Raw genomic sequence first — 19,759 nt, forward strand, 5'->3', positions numbered from 1 at the left:
GGTCAATAGAGAATATATTCTAGCCGCGCAGGGTCTGCGCAGCGCGCGTCAGCGGAGGCTGGCCGCCGCCGCGGGCCGGGTGCCGACCTCGATCGACTCGCCGTCGGCGGGCACCAGGAGCTCACCGGCGAAGGTGTCCCCCGCCCGCTGCCAGGCCTGCGACGGGGCGTGGGCCGGGACCAGGTGATGCAGCGCCAGGGTCCGCACGCCCGCGGAGGTCGCGAGGCGCCCGGCGTCCTCCGGTGTGGTGTGCGCCCGCCGGTGGTGGCCCATGCTCGCCTCGAGGTCCCGCGGGGTCGCCTGCGGGTATCCGGCGGCGACCGACGCGAGGTCGATGGCCTCGTGCAGGAGAAGGTCGCACCCCGTGGCCAGGCGGACCAGGTTCTCGCTGGGCGCGGTGTCCCCGGAGACCGTGACCGAGCCGTGGACGGAGTCGAACCGGAACGCGAACGCCGGCGCCATGGGCTGGTGCTGGACCAGGATGGCCGTCACCGTCACGCGCTCGTCGGCGAAGACCTCGAACGGATCCATCACCGGGTGGTTGGCCTCGTCCGGATGGAACCCGGCGTGGGGTGGGATGGCGATGTCGACCCCACGGAAGATGCGTGAGAGGTCCGGCGCGCGTGAGTCCCGGCGCCGGTCGTTCAGGTCCGTGGCGTGGGCCCGCAGGAGCGACTCGACCAGGTCCGCGGTGCCCGGGGTGGGCGCGTCCGGGAAGATGGGCTCCGGTTCCGCCCCGTCGTGGCCGTTCGCCGGGGGCAGCACGCCCCGCCGTCCCGGGCCGAGCACGGGAACGGTGCGTTCATCCTGGCCGCGGAAGGCGAGGCCGCCGAGCACCATGACCGAGTTGAGGTCGATGGTGTGGTCGGAGTGGTGGTGGGTGATGAAGATCCCGGCCAGGTCGGTGGGGTGCAGCCCCGCCTCCGCCATGCGCAGGGCCACGCCGTGACCGCAGTCCACGAGGTAGACGGCGCCCTCGACAATGACGGCGGTGGCGATCCCGCTGCGGTGCCGGGGGTCACTGCCCGGGCGCAACAGCGGGCCCCCCGCCGTGCCGAGGGCGACGACGCGCATGCCCGGCGCGCGATGCTGGTCCATGGGTGTCCTGTCCACTGGTGCTGGTGCTGGTCGGGGGACGGCGGCGGGGGCCACCGGGTGAGCGGTGACCCCCACCGTGGCCGCGTGAGAAGCGGTCAGCCGAAGATGCCCGCGATGAACGGCTGGCTGGACTTCTGCCGGTCCGTCACGTCGGCGAGGTCCGGACGGGGCAGCAGCGGCACGTCCGCCGGGTTCTCGAAGGGCAGGTCCATGTCCTCGGCGTTGGCCACCGGGCCGTGACCGGCCGCGGCCTTGACCTCGTTGGCCTCCGGGGTGTTCAGCCAGGTGGTGAACAGCTCGGCAGCCTGTGCGTTCTCCGCCTCGTCGATGACCCCGGCGTACCAGTAGGTCGCCCAGTTGCCGCCCTCGACGGGGTAGGTGATCTCCACCGGGGCCCCGTCCCCGGTCAGGCTCAGGTAGTTGCCCATGGCGCCCATGATGCAGGCGTAGGCGCGGCCCTGGACCACGGCGTTGTGGCACTCCGCGGTGTTGGAGGAGATGACGACGTCCTGGGCGGCCAGGTCGGTCAGGTAGTCCTCGCCCAGGGACTCCTCGTGCAGCACCAGGTCGGCCCACTGCATGCCACCGCCGTCCGTGGCCGGATCGGTCATGGTGATCTTGCCCTTCAGGGCCGGGTCGAGCAGGTCCTGCCAGCTGGCCGGGACCAGGCCGACGTCCTGGCGCGTGTCGTAGACGAACCCACGCGGGGAGGCCGAGACGGCGGTCAGGGTGCCGGCCTCGAGGGAGAACTGGGGATCGCTCGTGAGGTCGTCCGCGTTGAAGGGACGGAACTCCGCGAAGTAGTCCCGGCCCGCCAGTGCCACGGCACCGGCATCGCCGGTGATCACCGCGTCGGCGATCCGCTGTCCCGAGGCCTGCTCCTGGGAGACCTTGGTGTCCAGCTCGGCGCCGACGACCTGCAGCGGCTCCACGCGGATCTCGGGGAAGCGCTCCTGGAAGGCCTCGAACACGCCCGGCCAGGTCGCCGTCAGGGGGGTGTAGACGTTCACCGTGGTCTGGCCGCTCTCCACCGCCTCGGCGTACATCTGCTCGAACTGGGCCTGGGCCTCGGCCCCGCCGAGCCCGGACGCGGCCTCGACCCCGTCGCGTTCGCCGAGTCCCTCGGAGGCCGGGGCGTCACCGCCGCAGCCGGTCAGGAGGAGTGCCGAGGCCAGCCCGAGGGTGGTGAGGAGGGTGCGTGATTTCATGGATCGACCTTTCAGGGGGATTCCCCGCGGGGGCGCGGGGAAGGGGAGTGCAGGGGAGGGGGAGGGTGGTCAGAGCGGCAGGCAGGCCAGGGAGTCCACCGGGATCCCGGCGATGACGTCCTGGCCGACCAGGGGTGACCCGTGGGGCCAGATGTTGGCCACCTCGGCCGTGCGCAGGGAGACCGAGAACCGCTGGGGACCCACCTCCAGCGCGTAGATGTACTCGTCGCCGAGGTAGACGATGTCGGTCACCGTGCCGGTGAACCGGTTGGGCATCGCCGTGGCCGGCTCGCCCATGATCACCGAGGCCGAGCGCATGGCGACCTCCACGGCGTCACCGGCCGCGATGCCCGCGCGGGCCGGGCAGTCGAGGCGCAGCTCGGTGTCGTCCAGGCGGACCGAGATCCCGTGGTCGTCGGCGGTGACCACGGTGGCCCGCAGGAAGTTGTCGTAGCCCACGAAGTCGGCCACGAAGTGGGACACGGGGTGCCAGTAGATCTCCCGCGGGGTGCCGACCTGTTCGATCCGTCCCTTGTTCAGCAACACGATGCGGGTGGACAGGGAGACCGCCTCCTCCTGGTCGTGGGTGACGTAGAGGGAGGTGGTGCCCACGCGGCGGTGCATGTCCCGCAGCTCGGTGCGCATGTCCTGGCGCAACCGGGCGTCCAGGTTGGACAACGGCTCGTCGAACAGCAGCAGCCGCGGGTTGGCGACCAGCGCCCGGGCGAGGGCCACGCGCTGCTGCTGGCCGCCGGAGAGGTCCGTGGCCATCCGTCCGGCGAATTCATCGAGCCCGACCAGCTCCAGGACGTCGCGGACCCGGCGCGCCCGGTCCGGGACGCTGACCTTGCGCATGCGCAGGGGGTAGCCGACGTTGGCGGCCACGGACATGTGCGGCCACAGGGCGTAGCTCTGGAAGACCATCCCGATGTCCCGCTTCTCCGGGGGGACGTGCGTGCGCTGGGCGGGGGCGTCGACCACCTCGTCGCCGATCGAGACCCGGCCGCCCGTCGGGCGTTCCAGTCCGGCCACGCAGCGCAGCGTCGTGGTCTTGCCGCAGCCGGAGGGACCCAGCAGGGTCAGGAACTCACCCTCCTCGATCTGCAGGTCCAGCGAGGGCACGGCCGGGGCGGCCTGGGGTGAGTACCGCTTCTCGAGGGACTCAATGCTGACTCTTGCCATGGGTCTTCCTATCGGGTGCCGGCCGCGCTGACCGCGCGGGCGTCGTCGGGGGTGGGGGTGGGGTGGGACTGGGCCGCGGTCCGGGCGGTGCCGGACGGCGGCCGGACGGCGTCCACGAGGTCGCCGCGGGAGCGGGTCCGGCGTTCGGCCCGCCAGCGCAGCAGGCGCCCGGCGCCGAGCAGGATCGCCCCGCCCAGTGCCAGCAGGGCCAGCAGGAGCAACAGCAGTGCGGCGGCCCGGGAGCCGTTGCCCAGCTGGGTGTAGTAGTTGTAGACCAGCAGGGACACGGTCTCGGTCTTGGTGCTGGACAGCAGGATCGGGATATCGAGACTGCCGGCGGCCATCACGCCGGTGATGAACCAGGAGGCCAGGAACGTGGGGCCGATGAGCGGGACGACGATGCTGGTCATCATGCGGACCGGGGAGGCGCCGCTGACACGGGCCGACTCCTCCAGTTCGACGGCCAGCTGGCCGACCGGGCCACTGGTGGCGCGCTGGGCGATGGGCGTCACCACGATGACGAGGGCGATCAGCACGATCCAGACGGAGCCGTAGAGGGTGCGCAGGCCCGGCACGCTCAGGTAGGCCCACGTGATGGCCAGGGCGAGGACGATGCCGGGGACCGCCACCACAGCCCAGACGATCAGTTCCGGGACCTTGGACAACCGGTGCTTGCTGCGCAACGCCACGTAGCTGATGACCACGGCCAGCACGGTGGCGAAGAACCCGGCCAGGATGCCCACGAAGAAGGTGTTCTGCAGGGCGCGCAGGACGTTCGGGGTGGTGAGCAGTTCCGTGTAGTGGCGCAGGGTGAACCCGGTGACGCCGAGGATGGGCTGGAAGGACCCGATGACCAGCTGCACCAGCGGCAGGACCAGGGCCACGGCGGCGTACGCGAGGAACAGCGCCAGGCCGGCCCACCTCCAGCGGCCGATGTCCTCGCGCTCCACGCGGTAGGCCTTGCCGGTGACGGTGATGAAGTTGCGGTTGCCGAGGGCCTTCGACCGGATCATCACCAGCAGGTAGATGATCGCGATCAGCAGCAGGGCCAGTGCGCTCGCGGAGTCGTAGCGGATCGGCGTGGTGGCGAGGAAGTCGTAGATCTGGGTGGGGAAGACGTAGATGCCGGCCGGCACGCCCAGGATGAGGGCGACGTCGAGCTGGCCCAGCGAGTTCACGAACCCGAGGATGGCCAGGCCGGACAGTGTGGGCAGCAGGATCGGGATGTTGATCTCCAGGAAGGTCCGCACCCTGCCGGCGCCGGAGAGCAGCGAGGCCTCCTCCATCGAGCGGTTCAGGGCGCGCACCGGGCCCATGAGCAGCAGGTACATCACCGCCACGCTCTTCAGGCCACTGACGAGGATCAGTCCCGCCCAGGAGAGGGCGTCGAAGCGGACCTGGCCGTCCGGCCCGGTGCCCAGGACCTGGGTCACCAGTCCGGTCGGGCCGGTGAGCATCCCCCAGCTGATGGCGAAGAAGAGCGTGGGGATCGCGAAGATCGTGACCATCGTGATCGTGATGGTGCGGGATCCGGGGGTGTTCGTGCGCGTGGCCAGCCACGCGAGGACGAAGCCGCCGACGATGCCGATGGCCTGCACCCCGAGGGCGTACAGGACCGAGGCCCAGAGGGTGCTCCAGGTGGCCGGGTCGCCGTAGGCGTTGACGAAACCCGAGAGCCCGAACTCCCCGGCGGTCCCGGGCTGACCGCTGCGGAATGCGCCGTAGACCAGCATCAGCAGCGGGTAGCCGAAGAACGCGGCGATGAACAACAGGAACAGGAGCAGGGCGGGCTGGGCGGACCTGAGTCGATTCACGATGGCTCTCCGGGAACGGGCGGGCGCTCGCCGTGGGCGGCGCGAGCGGGGGGACTGAGAATCCATACTGGATGTGATCTCAGACACTGTCAACGAGTTTGCAAAATATGCACGGAAAACATTTCTCGTCACGGCCGCGTCCTGGCGCTGGCCGAAAAAAATCGGACCGAGGGGTAGCGTGATCGCCACCACAAATATATTCTCACTATGACAGTGCAAAATGTTGCCCGGACAGCCGGCGACGACCAGCCTCGAGGAGGACCCCGTGAGCGACACCACTCTCGACACCCCGACCACCTTCGACCCCCGGGCGTTCCGCGACGTCATGGGGCACTACCCGACGGGTGTGGTGGTCGTGACCGCCATGGTCGACGGCGCCCCCGTGGGCATGGTCGTGGGCACCTTCAGCTCCGTCTCGCTGGAACCCCCGCTGGTCTCCTTCATGCCCATGACGACCTCGTCGACCTACCCGAGGCTGCGCGCCGCCGACCGGGTGTGCATCAGCGTCTTCGCCCACGACCAGCTCCAGGCCTGCCGCACGTTGGCCTCCAAGGACCCGCAGAAGTTCGACAAAGTCGACTGGACGCTCTCGGCGGCGGGTGCGCCGATGATCTCCGGCGCCGTGGCCCACATCCACGGCCGCATCGACCGGGAGGTCGAGGCGGGGGACCACTACATCACCCTCGTCGCGGTGGACGACATCGCGGTGAACCGCCCGGTCACCCCGTTGCTGTTCTTCCAGGGCGGTTACGGCGGCTTCTCCGCCACGGGACTGTCCGCCCACGTCGACGAGTCCCTCATCTCCGCGGTGCGCGTGGCGGAGGCCGCCCGCCCGCAACTGGATCGGCTGGCCCAGCAGTTCGGATGCACCGCTGCCGCCCTCGTGCAGATCAGCGCCGTGGACCAGACCATCGGTGCCACCTCGTACGGCGGGGACAGCGACGCCGACGAGCGCATCGGCGTGCGCGTCCCGCTCCTGCCCCCGCTGGGTGAGGCCGCAGTGGCCTGGAGTCCCGACCAGGTGGACCGCTGGGTCTCCCGCATCTTCCCGCAGGACGAGCAGGTGATCGCCGGCTACCGCGAGGCGGCCGAGCGCGTCCGGGCCCAGGGGTACGCCATCTCCCGGGTGGACCAGGACCCGGAGGGGTACGCCGCCCTGGGCGAGGCCCTGAGCGAGTACGCCCACGGCGAGCTGACGCCGGTGCGGGACCGCGCCGTGCGCACCACGATCGCGGGGGCGGGGCACTTCTTCGGCGGGTCCGTCAGCGCGGCGGACCGCTCGATCGACCTGGCGAGCGTGGTGGTCCCGGTCTTCGCCCCCGGCGCCGGGGAGCCCACCAACTCCGGCCTGGTGCTGCGGTTGTGCCACCTGCCCTCGGGAGTGGACGGGGCCACCGTGCTGGAGTGGGTGAAGGCCCTGCAGCAGGCCGCGTCCGAGGTCACCCAGACCCTCTCGAGCGCTGCGGCCAAGGACTACGCGCGCTACGCCGCCGCTGGGCTGCGCAGCGCCTGAACGGCCGGCCCCCGGACGGGCTGGCACGACGAACGCCCCGGGCCAGGGCCCGGGGCGTTCGTCGTGTCTCCATCGGGGGGATCAGCCCTTCTGGCTCATGAACTCCTGGATGGGGGTTCCGTCCACGAGCACCTCGGCGGTGTAGGTGCCGGCGTTGGCGGTGGCGGTGTACTCGAGCTGGCCGATGATCTGCGGATCGGCGCAGCTGCCGGCGGACATCGGCTGGCCGGTCAGGTCCACGGTGACGGTGTCACCCTCGATGGAGACGTCCTGGACGCTCAGCTCGGACTGGTACAGGGCGTTGACCAGGCCGTTGGAGTGCTCGTACGTCCGGTCCTCCAGCAGGGCCTCGATGCCGGCCTCGACGCGCTCGGCGGTCCCGACCTCACCGGAGCTGGATGCCTTCACGGTGGACTCGACCAGCAGCTCACCGCACCCGGGGAACTCGATGCCCTGATGACCGGACCCGGCCGGGGACACCCAGTAGACGGTGGCCTCGCCGGCCGTGGCCGCGGCCGGAGTCGAGGACGGGGCCGACGCCGGTGTCGAGGCCGCGGGGGACGACGAGGCCGGGGCCTCGGTCGCGGGTGCGGCCGACGCCGACGGCGACTCGGACGCCGACGCGGAGGCGGCCCGCGTCTCGGTGGGGGACGCGGCCTGGCTGGACGCGGAGGCTGACGGGCTGGCACTGGGGCTCGCGCTCGAACTGGCAGGCGAGGAGGCCGGGGTCGGGGTCTCGGTGGGCACGTCGGCGACCTGGCAGGCGGTCAGGCCGAGGGAGAGCGCCGCGGCCAGGCCGGCGACGGCGAGAAGGGGTCGGCGTGGTGTTCGCGTCAAGCTCATGCCCCTGAGCCTAGACGAGCGCCGCGCCTAGACTCGAACCATGATGGACTGGATCGCCTCCCTGCCGCTCGGCTGGGCCATCTTGCTGTTCTGGTCCCTGGCGATCGTCCGCGCGACCACCACCTATGCCCTCGCGCGCGGGATCGCCGCCGGTGCCGCGCGCACGTCCCTGCGCCGGCACCTGTCCGGGCCGCTCTACCTGCGCGCCATGAGGTTCGTGGACCGCTGGGGCCCGTGGGCGATCCCCCTGTGCTTCATGACCGTGGGCCTCCAGACCGCTGTGATCAGCACCGCCGGCATCACCCGGATGCGCTGGCGCCGGTTCATCCCCGCCATGCTCGTGGGCGCACTGATCTGGGGCGTCATCTACGGCACCGTCGGCATGGCGGTGGTCTGGGCCGTCATCACCACCGCCGTGGCCAGTCCCTGGGCCGCCGCGGCGCTGGTCCTGGCCCTGGCCGGCGTCGCGGTCCTGGTGCTGTGGCGTACCGGCGGGATGGCCCTGCTGCGCGCCTCCCGGACCCAGCGCCGTGCCCGGACCGTGGCGGAGCGCGCCGCGGCGGCCCGGGCCGGCGCTCAGCCGGACACGACCTCCGATGCCGGCCGGTAGGCCGAGTCGAGGTCCAGTCCCAGCGGTCCGGCGACGGCGTCCGCCACCCCACGGTGGGTGAGGACGCCGTCGTGGGCGTTGAGGCCCGCGGTGAAGCCCTCGTCGGAGGCCAGCGCGGCGCGCCATCCGTGGTCGGCGATCTTCAGGACGTAGGGCAGGGTGGCGTTCGTCAGGGCGGCCGTGGAGGTCTGCGGGACGGCGCCCGGGATGTTGGCCACGCAGTAGTAGACCTGCTCGCCGATGCGGTAGGTGGGGTCCTCGTGCGTGGTCGGCCGGGAGTTCTCGAAACAACCGCCCTGGTCGATGGCGATGTCCACGAGCACCGAGCCCGGGCGCATCGCCGAGACCATGTCCTCGGTGACGAGCTTCGGCGCCGCCGCACCGGGGATGAGGACCGAGCCGATCACCAGGTCCGCGTCCGCCACGGCCTCCGCGATGCTCAGCGTCGAGGACGCCATGGTCCGCAGCCGGCCCTGGTACACGGTGTCCAGCTGGGTCAGGCGGTCGAGGTTGATGTCCAGCACGGTCACGTCCGCACCCAGCCCCGCCGCGATCACCGCGGCGGCCTCCCCGGCGACGCCGGCCCCGATCACCGCGACGCGGCCGCGCCGGGTCCCGGGGACCCCGCCCATCAGGATGCCGGACCCACCCTGGGCCTGGGTCAGGTGGTAGGCCCCGGCCATCGGGGCGATCCGGCCGGCGACCTGGCTCATCGGGGCCAGCAGCGGCAGGGCCCTGCCGCGCGTGACGGTCTCGTAGGCGATCGCCGTGACGCCCGAGTCCAGCACCGCCCGGGAGAGCTCCCTGTCCGCCGCGAGGTGCAGGTAGGTGAAGAGGACCCGCCCGCGGCGCATCAGCTGCAGCTCGCCGTCCACCGGTTCCTTGACCTTGAGCAGGAGCCCGGCCTGGTCCCAGACCTCCTCGGCGCTCTCGGCCAGTCGCGCGCCGGCGTCGACGTACTGGGCGTCCGTGATGCCGGAACCGATCCCGGCGCCGGGCTGGACCAGCACGTCGTGGCCGTGGATGACGAGCTCGGAGACGCCACCGGGGGTCAGGCCGACGCGGAACTCATTGTTCTTGATCTCTGTGGGAACGCCGATGAGCATGCACCGACGCTACCGCCAGCGGGCCGTGTGCGGGAGTGCTGGCGGCAGGCAGGTCCTGATCAACGAGGGGTCGAGCGCATACTGAGGGAGTGGATTACCAGATCATCACGACCGTCATCGCCGGACTGCTGCTCGCGGTGGCCGTGCTGGGCACGGTCTTCCCCATCCTGCCCGGTTCCGTCCTGACCATCATCACGCTCATCGCCTGGGCCTGGATCCTGGGTTCGCCCGCGGCGTGGACCGCTGCGATCGTCGGGGCCGGCCTGGCCGTGGCCGGGATGAGTGCCTCGGCGGTACTGACCGGCCGGAAGATGCGGCGCGAACAGATCCCGCACGGCCCGATCGTCGTGGGCGTCGTCTGCGGGATCGTCGGCATGTTCGTGATCCCGGTGGTGGGCCTGTTCGTCGGTTTCGCCGCGGGACTGCTCGTGGCCGAACTGGTCCGCCGCCGTGACCTGAGGCTGGCCGTCCGCTCCTCCTGGGAGGCCCTGAAGTCGATGGGCCTCGGCATCCTCGTCGAGTTCACCTGCGCCTCCCTGGCGGCCTCGTCCTTCGCCATCGGCACGATCGTGCACTTCGCGAACCGCTGACGCGACGCCTGACGCAACCCCTGACGCAACCCCTGACACCGACCGACCCGCTGACACGCATCCGACGACCGGAGGGAACCATGGGCATCTACGACATCCAGCTGGAGCAGACCGGCGCCACCACGGACTGGACGCTGCTCGTGCTGTGCGCCGTGGCCGGCGTGCTCGGGCTGATCGCCGCCGTCGTGGTGATCCCCCAGTTGGTCACCGCCGTGCGCCGGGAACGGCCCGGCGGCGCAGGCGGTCGTGCGGGGGAGGAGGGGCCCGGCGTCACCGGTGGGGGAGGGCCGGAGGCCGGCACGGATCGCGCCGCGGCGAGCAACCGGGTGGGCCTGGCGATGGCGGCACTGCTGTCCGCGATGCTCGTGGTCGGTGGGATCATCGGGTCGGTGGTGGCGCTGACGGCCACGGGCCTGCACCACGCCTCCGGACACGTGGAGGCCACCGGCGTGGTGGACGGGCAGCGCTGGCTGAAGATCGCCGAGCTGCCCTTCGCGGTGGCCTGGGACGGGGCCGAGCCGGTGGAGGGCGAACGCGTCGGGGCGGCCTGCGCCGAGGGCTCGTCCGTGGCAGGACTGGAGTGGACCTGCGCCCCGCCCGGGCGCTGACCCGGCGCCGGAGCGGCGGGGGAGTGAACTGGGGCACCCGGTCGCGGCGGGGCGCCGTGGTGCCCTGACATCGGCTGACATAGGCTGTCGCGCATGGTCGTGCGCAGTGGTTTCCCCATCCTGAAGACCGATGACCTGCCCCGCCTGGTCAGGTTCTACCGGGATGCCTTCGACGCCGTGCGGACCTACGGCTTCCCCGCTCCGGACGACGAGTCGCGGGACGTGTTCGTCGTGCTGCGGATGGGCGGGGCCTTCCTGGCGATCGGCCGGGAGCTGGACATCGGCGGCAACGACTCCCGGGCGGCCCTGTGGTTCTACGTGGACGACATCGACGAGGTCACCCGCCGGGCCCATGCCGCCGGCGCCACCATCGTCGCGCCCCCGCAGGAGATGCCCTGGGGTGAGCGCGTGGCCCAGGTGCGCGACCCGGACGGGTTCCTGGTCTACCTGGGCGTCCGGGCCACCGACGAGGCTCCGGACGCGTCGTAGGGCACGGCGCCGCGGGCCGGGTGGGAACGACGACGGGGCGCCACCCGCGCAAGGTGACGCCCCGTCGTCGTGGGCCGGGTGGTCCCCGGGCCCCGCAGTGCGCCGGTCAGATGACCGGGCGGCCCTCCTTCTTGGCCTGGGACACGTCGCGGAAGAAGCCGCGCGCGATGAGGAAGAGGATGACGGCCACGATGACGGGCCACATCAGGACGTAGACGGTCAGTCCGATGGTCATGTGAGTCCTTTCAGGGGACGGGGAGTTGCGATGGGTCCGGGCTCGCGGCGGGGTCAGTCCCGCCGGCGGTCCGCAGCGGTGCCAGCGGTCCCGGCACCACCGGCGGACGCGGCGCCGCGGGTGGCCAGCTCGGGCTCGTCGGCGCCCTGGGCGGGAGCCGGGTGCTCGGGGTCGAACTCGCCGGTGATGTCCTTGATGATGTCGAAGTCGAAGTCCTGCTTCGAGCGGAAGGACATGAGGTAGCAGACCAGGAACGAGACCGCGTAGGCGACCAGCGAGGCCGAGAGCACCGTGTAGTCACGCAGGAAGAAGAACGTGAACGGTGCGGCGGCCACGGTGGCCACACCGCCGATGATCACGGCGGGCTTCAGTCCGAAGAAGCCGAAGGACATGATGCCCAGCACCACGCCGATGCCGATCGTCGCCAGCAGCTCCACGCCGAAGCCGAGGGCGCCGGTGAACGGGATCCACTCGAAGCGCACCGGCAGGAAGGCCACGAGGGCCGCCAGGACGCTGACGCTGAAGGCCGCGTTGGTGACCTTGGGCCAGTAGAAGGAGGCGATCACCGGGAACACGAGGCAGCCCCAGAGCGCGCCGACGAACACCAGCAGGTCCAGGATGTTGAACTGTGCGGTGGCGAAGTACAACGCGGCGGCGGTGGCGATGATCATGGTGACACGGCCGACGAGCAGCATCGTCTTCGGCTTGACGTTCTCCTTGCCGACCGACTGGCCGTACATGTCCGACATGACGATGGAGGACAGCGCGGCGAGGTCCGAGTCGGCCGTGGAGGACAGGGCCCCGATGATCATCAGGAACGCCAGGGCCAGCAGGACCGGGCCGAGGTAGGTGCCGGCCATCTGCGGGATCAGGTTGTTGACGTCCCCGTTCATGGGCTCCACGCCCAGGTACAGGGCCATCACGCCGAGCATGCCGATGCCGATCACGGCGCCGCCGTAGCCGATGGTGGCGGTGACGAACGTGGGCTTGATGAGGTCCTCACGCACGGAGAACAGTCGCTGGGCGATGGTCTGGTTGCCGATGGCGTAGGCCAGCACCGCCGCGATGTAGGGGGCGCCCTGGTTCATGAAGGCGTCCGAGGAGAAGAAGCTGCCCTGCTCCGGGGTCACGGTGCCCGCGGCGACGCCGGCCTCGAACATGCCGGGCCCGCCGGCCACGAAGAAGATCACCGGGATGATCACGACGGCGGCGCCCAGCATGAACATCACCTGGGCGAAGTCGGTGAGCACGGAGGCGCGGAACCCGGACCACAGGGTGTACATCAGCACGCCCCCGGCCACGATGACGATGCCCGCCCCGAAGCTGAGCGGGGACAGCATGGAGATCAACGCGCCGCCGGCGATGAAGTTGGAGGTCAGGGAGATGAGGGAGCCCAGGACGTTGGAGCCGGCCAGCATCAGCTGGGAGGAGCGGCCGTGCCGGGCGTACATGACCTCGGCGAGCGTGTGGGCCTTCGGGGCGACCTTGCGGATGCGCTTGCCGAACGGGTAGATGAACAGGATCATCAGGGCTCCCCAGAGCCCGTAGTGGATGGGGCCGGCGACGCCGTAGGTGTACCCCGCGGTGGCGGAGGCGTACATCGAGGAGGCCCAGATCCAGGTGGCGGTCATCGATGCCGCCGAGATGCCGAATCCGATGTTGCCGCCGGCGGTCATGTACCCGTCGGCGTTCTCGTTCTTCTGGCTGATCCTCACCGACATCCACATGGTTCCGCCGTAGAAGAGGATCAGCAGCAGGACCACTGCCATGATTCCCAGTTGGTTGATTTCCTGTACGGGTGGCATCCCGTCCCTTTCTGTCGGCGACAATGACAGCGCTCCGACGACACCTCCCTGAGCTGGCGGCGTCCCCTCTCGGATCGCACGCGTCAGTCCTCGCGGACCGGCGCGACCGGCCTGCGAGGACCGGTCCGGCTGGCCCTTGGGGGCCGCCTCCGGCGGGAGCCACGGAGCGGGTCTGCATGCACCGAGGAGTACCTCAGGGGTACCTCGGGCACGCACCCTTAGGGGCTCGCACACACCGGATCCGGTGCTCGACCGGACGCTGTAGCTTCTCATGTTTGCATCAGCAACTTCAAGCCCGTCGACACCCGGAGGCGTAACAGTCCATGTCAGATGCGCTTTGTGCGCCGTTCACAATGGGAGGTCTCCGGGCCCTCCGGGTGATTTGGGCGCTAGCGGGCCGGTCGTCGTATGATGGTGGAGCGCGTTTCGGCCGATGCCGTCGCCGCGGGGCCTTAGCTCAGTTGGTAGAGCGTTTCGTTCGCAATGAAAAGGTCAGGGGTTCGACTCCCCTAGGCTCCACTCTGTTTCCTGATGGGATCGGGGATCCATCCCCGAGCCCCCTCTCCGGATTCCCCGTTGCCTCAGGTGCCCCTGGCGATCACATGTGCTGATGCTCCGACGAGGAACCGTCGTTCCCGTATGACTCCACCGTCGGCTGGGGGAGCTGATCCTTCTCACTCCCTCTCTGCGGCCGGCCCGTGTCTTCCTCCGGCGTGGGTCAGCGCGACCCGGACGACACTGCCTGCCTGGTTGCCCGGGCTGACTCCGACACGGGTCACGATTGAGGCGGATCGTGCCAATCGCCCTGACCTGCACGTAATCTGCGCATGTAACACACCGTGTGGACCACCTCACACCGACACTCCTCCTCTCGCGCCTACTCCCCGGAGAACCGTCTGCCATGCTCCACAAGATCCGTTCCCAGTTCGCCGCGGTCACCGTTGTCGCCGCCCTGACCCTGACCGTCTGCGGCAGCGCCTCGGCAGCCGTCCAGCCCGACAGTTCTGCAGTGGGGGAGGGGTCCGTGGTCACGGCCACCTCCGACCGCACACCGCTCACCCCGGTCATCCGGACCGCCCCCGGGCAGGTCTCCTCGATGCTGTCCACCAAGACGACCGCCGTCACGGTCCCTGCGGGGACCGCGTTCAGGACCAAGGTGGCCGTGAACCTGCGCCTGGCGGCCAGTACCAAGACCGCCGCGATCCGCAAGCTCGCCCAGGGGGCCACGGTCACCGCCACCGGCAAGACCAGCGGGGCCTGGATCAAGGTCACCGCCGGGTCCGTCATCGGTTGGGTGCACTCCGGGCACCTGGTCAAGGTCGCCGCCAAGGCCGGTACCGCGACCCAGTCCACCGCCGCCGGAGTGGCCTACACGACCAAGGTCGCCGTGAATTTGCGCAAGGGGGCCTCCACCAACCACGGGGTGGTGCGCAAGCTGGCCAAGGGTGCTGCCGTGACCACCACCGGCAAGAAGAGCGGGTCGTGGCTCCACCTCAAGGCCGGCGCCTCCACCGGCTGGATCCACTCCGGACACCTGACCAGGTCCGCCGCCCCGAAGCCGTCGACGAGCACCGTCGCCCTGTGGACCAAGACGGCCACGGGCCTGTATGCCGACCAGGACCTGAGCGAGAAGCTGGTCAACATCCCGGCCCAGGCCAAGGTGACCAAGGTAAGCTCCACCGGGATGCTCACCCGCATCACGTACGGCACCACCACCGGCTGGGTGAGCGCGGACCTCCTGTCAGCCGGCCAGCCCGGGACCACCGCCAAGCCCTACCCGAACGCCACCGGTTACTCCCAGCGCGCCGCCAACAACATCGCCAAGTGGTGCTGGGGCGTCCCGGTGAAGACCTACCCGGGCACCGGGGGCTTCGCCTCCTTCTACGCCTACACGTACGGGCCCGACGCGATGACCGTGACGGAGCTGATCGAGATCGGCTCAGATCACCCGGTCAGCAGCCCCCAGTCCCTGACCACCCAGTACCACGAGTGCGCCCACATCCTGCAGTATCGGGCCTACCAGTACGACGGGCCGGCCATGGACAAGGCCATGGACCGGATCTATCCGAAGGGCGGATCGAACACGTTCTGGCCGGGTTATTCGTACCACAAGGGCACCGAGCACATGGCCGACTGCATGTCCGAGGTGATGGGCGCCAAGCGCATCAACAGCTCCACCAAGAACGGCGTCACCACCACGTGGTACAGCGGCTACGGCGGCAGCTGCACCACCACGCAACTGAACCACGCCAAGAAGCTCATCGCCGGCCAACGGGTCTGACCACCGCCCACCCTCAGCGGGCCGGGACCCGAATCGGTTGCACACCACGGTGTGCAACCGGCCAGTCCCGGCCCGTTGCCGCGCCGGGGTGCGGGCCGAACGATGTCTCCCCGCCCATGCTCGACGGCCCATCTTTCCACCGAATCCCCTGTCGTGAACGGTTCCGGTGCGTGCGTTTCCACCAGCGGACAGCTCCATGCGGTTGTCTGCGATGAAAGTCCGGCGGTCTGTCGCGCCGACGGCCGAACCGTGACCTTACCGGGGGACGAACTCCCGCAGCCAGGCGGCCTTCAGCGGTACCGCGGCCCGGAACGCCTTGCCGGTGATGGTCACGGTCTTGCCGGTCGCGGTGACGGCGGTCAGCGACACGGGGGTCAGGTCTGTCCCCTGCTCGATGGACACCCTCACGATGTCCTTGACCCCGAAGGCCTTGGTCAACTGCGCCTGGGTGACGGTGGCGGTCCAGGCCGCGTTCGGGTTGTGTGCCGATGCGGACAGCGAGTAGGGATCCGGTCGGGCGGTCAGGTACGGCACCGCGGAGACCCACACGTCCTGGGAGTTGCGGGTGTGGCCGCCGTTGGCGGAGTAGTAGGTGGCATCAGCCACTACCCCGCCGTACCAGAGGCTCTTGGCCCTGACCGGGGTTCCGACGGCGTTGCGGCTGATGGTGGCGTCCACCGCGGCCGTCCAGCGTGAACCCCAGTGGGTGGAGCCGGAGCGCTCGTTCTCCTTGCCCCAACCGGTGAACTTCTGGGACTTCACCTCGTCCCACACGTTGCAGTCACAGGCGGTCTTTACCCCGCTCATGTTGCGCAGGGCGTAGGACCGGGAGGCGATGGCCTGGGACTGCAGGGCGGCCGCCGGCCAGGAGGAGGGCATCTCAGCCAGGCCGTAGAGGTATTCGTCGGTCATGCGCAGCTCGTTGACGATGTTGAGCTTGCCGCCGATGACAGTGACGGTGAGTTTGCCGTGCCGCAGTTCCAGGGTTCCGGCGGCACCATTCGCCTTCGGCACGCGCACGGTGGTCGGAGCACCGGGGAACGGCGTGGTGCCGGGCCACTCGACGTCGATCCTGGAGGCGGTCTTCTTGATACCTGTGGGCAGGGTGGCCACGACCTTGCCGCCCGAGACGGAGAGGGTGACCGTGCCGGTGTTGGAGGTGAGGGGGGTGTCCCCGGCGTGCACGCGCAGCCAGCCGGTGGTCCCGGAGAGGGTCCTGGCGCCGAGGGTCGCAGACGTGACGGAGGTCAGGTGGACCTTGATGTTCTCGGCGGCCCGGTGGGAGGAATCGGAGACGACGGCCGGGCGGTAGTAGTAGTTCAGGATCTGGGCCGCGGTAAATCCACCGGCGGCCATGGCGCGTGCCCCGTACTGGCTCATCCCCACACCGTGACCCCAGCCGGAACCGGTAACGGTGAACGAGGCCGGGATCGGCACGGGAGCCGGAGTGGGGGTCGGTCTGGGGGTGGGGTCGGTTTGGGGGTGGGGGTCGGGGCCGGTTTCGGCACAGGCGTGGGGGTGGCGACGGGACCGATCCTGGTCAGGTGACCGGACTGGACCCAGCCTGGGATCCCGCCGACGGTGACCTTCAGCCAGGTCCCGCTGCTCTTGCCGGTCGTGACGACCTCCTCGCCCTGGGCGAGCCTGCGCACGATTCTCTGTGTGGAACTGGCCGCCAGGCGCAGGTTCACGGCCACCTTTGTACGGTGCATCACCCCGGCGGTGATCACAGGGGGCGCCGGCTTGGCTGCGGGCTTGGTGGCCGTGGTGACCTTGGTGAGGTGTCCGGACTGGATCCAGCCGGTGGCGGTGCCGGACCTGACCTTCAGCCAGGTCCCGCTGGTCTTGCCGGTGGTGGTGACGGTGGCGCCCTTGGCCAGTCTGCGCACGACCTTCTGCGTGGAGCTGGCCGCCAGGCGCAGGTTCACCGCGTTCTTGGTTCGATAGACCACCCCGGCCGATGTCACGGCGGCGGGGGCCACGATGGTCGCGGCGGGTACGGCGGTGGCCGGGGCGGCATGGGCCGGAAGCCCGGTGAAGGTCAGGGCCAGTGCGGCCACGGCGGTGGCGGCGCGGGCCACGGCACGATGTCGTGTCGTCATCAAGGTGCGTTCTCGTTTCGTGCTGGGCGCGCGGGCGCGCCGGAGGCCGGACGTGAAGGTGCCACTGCCGTGGCGGCAGTGTCGTGGTGTCGCGCCAGGTCACGGCCCGTGGGGGACGAGGCGAGGGACCACGGTGTCTATGCGTGTTACCGGCCGGCGGCGGTCAACCGTGCAGGTCAGACGGAACTTGCGACCTGTGCCTGGCTGCGGACGGACCCGTTCCATCCCGATCGCAGGGGACGCCACTACCCTGGTGGACGTGACAGGACCCGATGACCCGCTGTCCTCCTTCTGGGACCGCGCCCGCGCCGCATCGCCCGCGCTGCCGGTCGGGTTGCCGCAGGCCTGGGCCTTCGGGGCCACCCCGGCGCACGCGGACGGACTGCTCGAGCTGGTGCTGGCCGGCACGAAGACCGGGACCGCCTCCTCGCTCTGGGACCACGAGGCCACCGGGGAGCCCGTCCCGCAACCGGGCGAGCTGAGCACCATCCTCGACGGCGCGGGCCGGCCGCGCGCGGTCCTGGAGACCACGGAGGTGGTCATCGTCCCGTTCGACGAGGTCGACGAGGACCACGCCCGCTCCGAGGGGGAGGGCGACCGGACGCTGCGCGCCTGGCGTGCGATCCATGAGCGCTACTGGCGGGACCACTCCGAGAACCCTCGTGGCTTCGAGCCCACCATGCCGGTGGTCTGCGAACGGTTCCGGCTGCTGCACGCCGAGCCTGCAAGCCGCGCGTCGTAGGGGCCGTGCGGTACGCGCCGGCCGTCCACCGGCCGACGGCCCGTGGGCGGGGTCAGGCCGCGGCCGGGCCGGCGTACTCCCTCATGCCGGCCAGCTCCGCCATCCGCGCCAGCCCCGGCCCGAGGTGCGCGCGGAAGCGGGCGGCAGCCGCCTGCACGGCGGCTTCGCCCGCCCTCTCCGGCGGGATCCGGGTCGGGTTCAGGGTGGTGCGTTCCGACCACGCCTTGATGTCCGGTTCGCAGGCGAATGACGCGGCCGCGCGGCCGCCCAGGACCTGCATGCGGGCCCAGCTCGTCGGGGTGTCCGGCAGGGGCGAGGGCAGGCAGACGCTGTTCTTCTCCTCGTCGTCGTCGCGGGTGGCCTCGACGTAACCGGTGATGGCGGCGCCGAAGCAGGGGAAGCCCGCGCGGACCGGCTGCAGGGTGATGGCATGGCGTTGCCAGATCGGCACCACGGGGGCGTACTTCAGCCCGGAGGCGGCGCAGTGCACCACGATGCTGTCCGCGGGCACCCGGACGTCCCCGGAGTCGAAGTGCAGGACCCCGGGGGCCACGTGCCGGAGGTGACCGCGCCGCACGACGTCCTCGATGGTGCGCAATCGGTCCACCTCCCACTGCCCGATGGTCGGGGTCTTCGCCATGGTCGGAGTCACTGACTCGTCGATGCGCACCATCACGCCCGCGTCCTCGAGCCGCAGGAACAGGTCGTCGGGGGAGGACGCGGCGGCTCCCGCGGCCATGATGTCCCCGGCCGAGCGGTAGAAGACCACCGGGTCCGGCTGCAGGGCGGCGCGGTTGATCATCCAGGGTTCGCGGGACCGCACCCAGCAGATCGCCCCGGGGTCCACGTCGTTGCCCAGGAGCCACATGCACGCGTCCGTCGCGGTCTTCCCGGACCCGACGACGACATACCGGCCGGGTGCCTCCGTCACCTTCACGAGGTCGTTGACCGGGATGACCCGGGCCCCGGCGTCGACCCCGAAGGGCGGCGGCGTGGTGGCCGGGATGTCGGGGCCGAGGTAATCGGTGGTGACGATGCGCGCGGTGTCCGCGACCGCGAACCGGCGGCCGGAGACCCGGGAGACGAACGTGTGGTCGCCGAGGTACTCGCAGCCCGGATGGAACTCCACCTTGCCGGAGTCGAGCATCCGCTGCAGGACGCGGACGTAGTAGGCGCAGATCTCCGGTGCGGTGGCCCGTTCGTGCAGCCCGGCCTCGGGGCCGGTGTTCTGGATGCGCCCCTCGCCGAGCCGGGCCGAGGCCACCCCGTAGAAGAGCGAGGCCTGGTGGAGCCGGACGAAGGGATAGGCGTCGAGCCAGTGCCCGCCGACACCGTGCCGTCGGTCCACCATGACCACGTGGACCGTGGCGTGGTCGATCAGGGCGTCAACGAAGGCCATCCCGCTGGCGCCTGCACCGACCACCAGGTAGTCGGCGGCAATCACAGCGTCCATGGGGAAATTCTCTGCCTCCGGGGCAGACCGGTCAATGTGCGGGGAACCCCCGCGCGTGTCGATCCGAACCGGTGCGCCCT

19 protein-coding genes and 1 tRNA gene are annotated in these 19,759 nt (G+C 70.6%); 9 read left to right on the forward strand and 11 right to left on the reverse strand.

What is annotated here, in order from left to right; genetic code table 11:
• Positions 1–48: 48 nt before the first annotated feature.
• The 4 genes from CITRI_RS0106260 to CITRI_RS0106275 all read right to left on the reverse strand — a co-directional run bounded on the left by CITRI_RS0106260 (position 49) and on the right by CITRI_RS0106275 (position 5,302).
• Positions 49–1,098, reverse strand: coding sequence for an MBL fold metallo-hydrolase (locus CITRI_RS0106260; protein ID WP_010143823.1), 1,050 nt, complete (start codon positions 1,096–1,098; stop codon positions 49–51).
• A 95-nt stretch (positions 1,099–1,193) separates the two neighbouring features.
• Positions 1,194–2,306, reverse strand: coding sequence for an ABC transporter substrate-binding protein (locus CITRI_RS0106265; RefSeq protein ID WP_010143824.1), 1,113 nt, complete (start codon positions 2,304–2,306; stop codon positions 1,194–1,196).
• Positions 2,307–2,375: 69 nt separating this feature from the next.
• The gene (locus CITRI_RS0106270) at positions 2,376–3,488 is read right to left on the reverse strand and encodes an ABC transporter ATP-binding protein (RefSeq protein WP_010143825.1); all 1,113 of its coding nucleotides are present in this window, start codon (positions 3,486–3,488) and stop codon (positions 2,376–2,378) included.
• An 8-nt stretch (positions 3,489–3,496) separates the two neighbouring features.
• Positions 3,497–5,302: an iron ABC transporter permease gene (locus tag CITRI_RS0106275; RefSeq protein ID WP_010143826.1), complete on the reverse strand. Its 1,806-nt coding sequence runs from the start codon at positions 5,300–5,302 to the stop codon at positions 3,497–3,499.
• Positions 5,303–5,567: 265 nt separating this feature from the next.
• Between CITRI_RS0106275 and CITRI_RS16595 the strand changes: the two genes are divergently transcribed.
• Positions 5,568–6,815, forward strand: a complete 1,248-nt coding sequence (locus CITRI_RS16595; RefSeq protein WP_157998906.1) for a flavin reductase family protein — start codon at positions 5,568–5,570, stop codon at positions 6,813–6,815.
• An 81-nt stretch (positions 6,816–6,896) separates the two neighbouring features.
• Here CITRI_RS16595 and CITRI_RS19315 read toward each other — a convergent pair whose 3' ends face one another.
• Positions 6,897–7,295 (reverse strand): GerMN domain-containing protein, encoded by a 399-nt coding sequence (locus tag CITRI_RS19315; protein ID WP_010143828.1) that lies wholly within the window; start codon positions 7,293–7,295, stop codon positions 6,897–6,899.
• Between the two features lie 10 nt (positions 7,296–7,305).
• Between CITRI_RS19315 and CITRI_RS19320 the strand changes: the two genes are divergently transcribed.
• Complete coding sequence (locus CITRI_RS19320; RefSeq protein WP_010143829.1) at positions 7,306–7,689, forward strand: hypothetical protein; 384 nt, start codon at positions 7,306–7,308, stop codon at positions 7,687–7,689.
• Positions 7,690–7,698: 9 nt separating this feature from the next.
• Positions 7,699–8,268, forward strand: coding sequence for a DedA family protein (locus CITRI_RS16600; protein ID WP_010143830.1), 570 nt, complete (start codon positions 7,699–7,701; stop codon positions 8,266–8,268).
• On the opposite strand, the gene ald is transcribed toward CITRI_RS16600, so the two are convergent.
• Entirely contained in the window at positions 8,235–9,374 is a 1,140-nt protein-coding gene (gene ald, locus CITRI_RS0106300) for an alanine dehydrogenase (RefSeq protein WP_010143831.1), read from the reverse strand. The genes CITRI_RS16600 and ald overlap by 34 nt on opposite strands.
• 89 nt (positions 9,375–9,463) lie before the next feature.
• Between ald and CITRI_RS0106305 the strand changes: the two genes are divergently transcribed.
• The 3 genes from CITRI_RS0106305 (at position 9,464) to CITRI_RS0106315 (ending at position 11,061) form a co-directional block, all read left to right on the forward strand.
• A complete protein-coding gene (locus CITRI_RS0106305; RefSeq protein ID WP_010143832.1) occupies positions 9,464–9,964 on the forward strand; it encodes a DUF456 domain-containing protein in 501 nt (166 codons plus the stop codon).
• 80 nt (positions 9,965–10,044) lie between these two features.
• Complete coding sequence (locus CITRI_RS0106310; RefSeq protein WP_010143833.1) at positions 10,045–10,572, forward strand: hypothetical protein; 528 nt, start codon at positions 10,045–10,047, stop codon at positions 10,570–10,572.
• 93 nt (positions 10,573–10,665) lie between these two features.
• The gene (locus tag CITRI_RS0106315; protein WP_010143834.1) at positions 10,666–11,061 is read left to right on the forward strand and encodes a glyoxalase/bleomycin resistance/extradiol dioxygenase family protein; all 396 of its coding nucleotides are present in this window, start codon (positions 10,666–10,668) and stop codon (positions 11,059–11,061) included.
• A 106-nt stretch (positions 11,062–11,167) separates the two neighbouring features.
• Here the strand turns inward: CITRI_RS0106315 and CITRI_RS20145 are convergent, their stop codons facing one another.
• Positions 11,168–11,296: a putative transporter small subunit gene (locus CITRI_RS20145; protein WP_029139091.1), complete on the reverse strand. Its 129-nt coding sequence runs from the start codon at positions 11,294–11,296 to the stop codon at positions 11,168–11,170.
• Positions 11,297–11,349: 53 nt separating this feature from the next.
• On the reverse strand, positions 11,350–13,065 hold the full coding sequence (locus CITRI_RS0106325) for a sodium:proline symporter (RefSeq protein ID WP_010143835.1): 1,716 nt from the start codon (positions 13,063–13,065) through the stop codon (positions 11,350–11,352).
• Between the two features lie 482 nt (positions 13,066–13,547).
• Here CITRI_RS0106325 and CITRI_RS0106330 point away from each other — a divergent pair.
• A tRNA-Ala gene (locus CITRI_RS0106330) sits at positions 13,548–13,620 on the forward strand.
• A gap of 382 nt (positions 13,621–14,002) precedes the next feature.
• Positions 14,003–15,382, forward strand: coding sequence for an SH3 domain-containing protein (locus CITRI_RS0106335; RefSeq protein WP_010143836.1), 1,380 nt, complete (start codon positions 14,003–14,005; stop codon positions 15,380–15,382).
• 255 nt (positions 15,383–15,637) lie between these two features.
• On the opposite strand, the gene CITRI_RS16605 is transcribed toward CITRI_RS0106335, so the two are convergent.
• Together CITRI_RS16605 and CITRI_RS16610 are read right to left on the reverse strand one after the other, a co-directional pair.
• Positions 15,638–16,762 carry a SpoIID/LytB domain-containing protein gene (locus CITRI_RS16605; protein WP_141565983.1) on the reverse strand — a complete coding sequence of 375 codons (1,125 nt, stop codon included), beginning with the start codon at positions 16,760–16,762 and terminating at the stop codon, positions 15,638–15,640.
• Complete coding sequence (locus CITRI_RS16610) at positions 16,759–17,484, reverse strand: SH3 domain-containing protein (RefSeq protein ID WP_083843342.1); 726 nt, start codon at positions 17,482–17,484, stop codon at positions 16,759–16,761. Before CITRI_RS16610 ends, CITRI_RS16605 begins: the two co-directional genes overlap by 4 nt.
• A 259-nt stretch (positions 17,485–17,743) precedes the next feature.
• Between CITRI_RS16610 and CITRI_RS0106345 the strand changes: the two genes are divergently transcribed.
• Positions 17,744–18,226, forward strand: coding sequence for an ASCH domain-containing protein (locus CITRI_RS0106345; RefSeq protein WP_040385886.1), 483 nt, complete (start codon positions 17,744–17,746; stop codon positions 18,224–18,226).
• A gap of 52 nt (positions 18,227–18,278) precedes the next feature.
• Here CITRI_RS0106345 and CITRI_RS0106350 read toward each other — a convergent pair whose 3' ends face one another.
• A complete protein-coding gene (locus CITRI_RS0106350; RefSeq protein WP_040385838.1) occupies positions 18,279–19,679 on the reverse strand; it encodes an NAD(P)-binding protein in 1,401 nt (466 codons plus the stop codon).
• Between the last annotated feature and the right edge of the window lie 80 nt (positions 19,680–19,759).

It is taken from the genome of Citricoccus sp. CH26A, from assembly GCF_000224415.1.
Taxonomy (GTDB): domain Bacteria; phylum Actinomycetota; class Actinomycetes; order Actinomycetales; family Micrococcaceae; genus Citricoccus.

Bases quoted from the DNA above. Each gene is read 5' to 3' on its own strand.
- CITRI_RS0106315 (WP_010143834.1), top strand. From the start codon at position 10,666: ATGGTCGTGCGCAGTGGTTTCCCCATCCTGAAGACCGATGACCTGCCC.
- CITRI_RS0106335 (WP_010143836.1), top strand. From the start codon at position 14,003: ATGCTCCACAAGATCCGTTCCCAGTTCGCCGCGGTCACCGTTGTCGCC.
- ald (WP_010143831.1), bottom strand. From the start codon at position 9,374: ATGCTCATCGGCGTTCCCACAGAGATCAAGAACAATGAGTTCCGCGTC.
- CITRI_RS0106350 (WP_040385838.1), bottom strand. From the start codon at position 19,679: ATGGACGCTGTGATTGCCGCCGACTACCTGGTGGTCGGTGCAGGCGCC.
- CITRI_RS20145 (WP_029139091.1), bottom strand. From the start codon at position 11,296: ATGACCATCGGACTGACCGTCTACGTCCTGATGTGGCCCGTCATCGTG.
- CITRI_RS0106270 (WP_010143825.1), bottom strand. From the start codon at position 3,488: ATGGCAAGAGTCAGCATTGAGTCCCTCGAGAAGCGGTACTCACCCCAG.
- CITRI_RS0106265 (WP_010143824.1), bottom strand. From the start codon at position 2,306: ATGAAATCACGCACCCTCCTCACCACCCTCGGGCTGGCCTCGGCACTC.
- CITRI_RS0106325 (WP_010143835.1), bottom strand. From the start codon at position 13,065: ATGGCAGTGGTCCTGCTGCTGATCCTCTTCTACGGCGGAACCATGTGG.
- CITRI_RS0106260 (WP_010143823.1), bottom strand. From the start codon at position 1,098: ATGGACCAGCATCGCGCGCCGGGCATGCGCGTCGTCGCCCTCGGCACG.
- CITRI_RS16600 (WP_010143830.1), top strand. From the start codon at position 7,699: ATGATGGACTGGATCGCCTCCCTGCCGCTCGGCTGGGCCATCTTGCTG.
- CITRI_RS16605 (WP_141565983.1), bottom strand. From the start codon at position 16,762: ATGAGCCAGTACGGGGCACGCGCCATGGCCGCCGGTGGATTTACCGCG.
- CITRI_RS16610 (WP_083843342.1), bottom strand. From the start codon at position 17,484: ATGACGACACGACATCGTGCCGTGGCCCGCGCCGCCACCGCCGTGGCC.
- CITRI_RS0106310 (WP_010143833.1), top strand. From the start codon at position 10,045: ATGGGCATCTACGACATCCAGCTGGAGCAGACCGGCGCCACCACGGAC.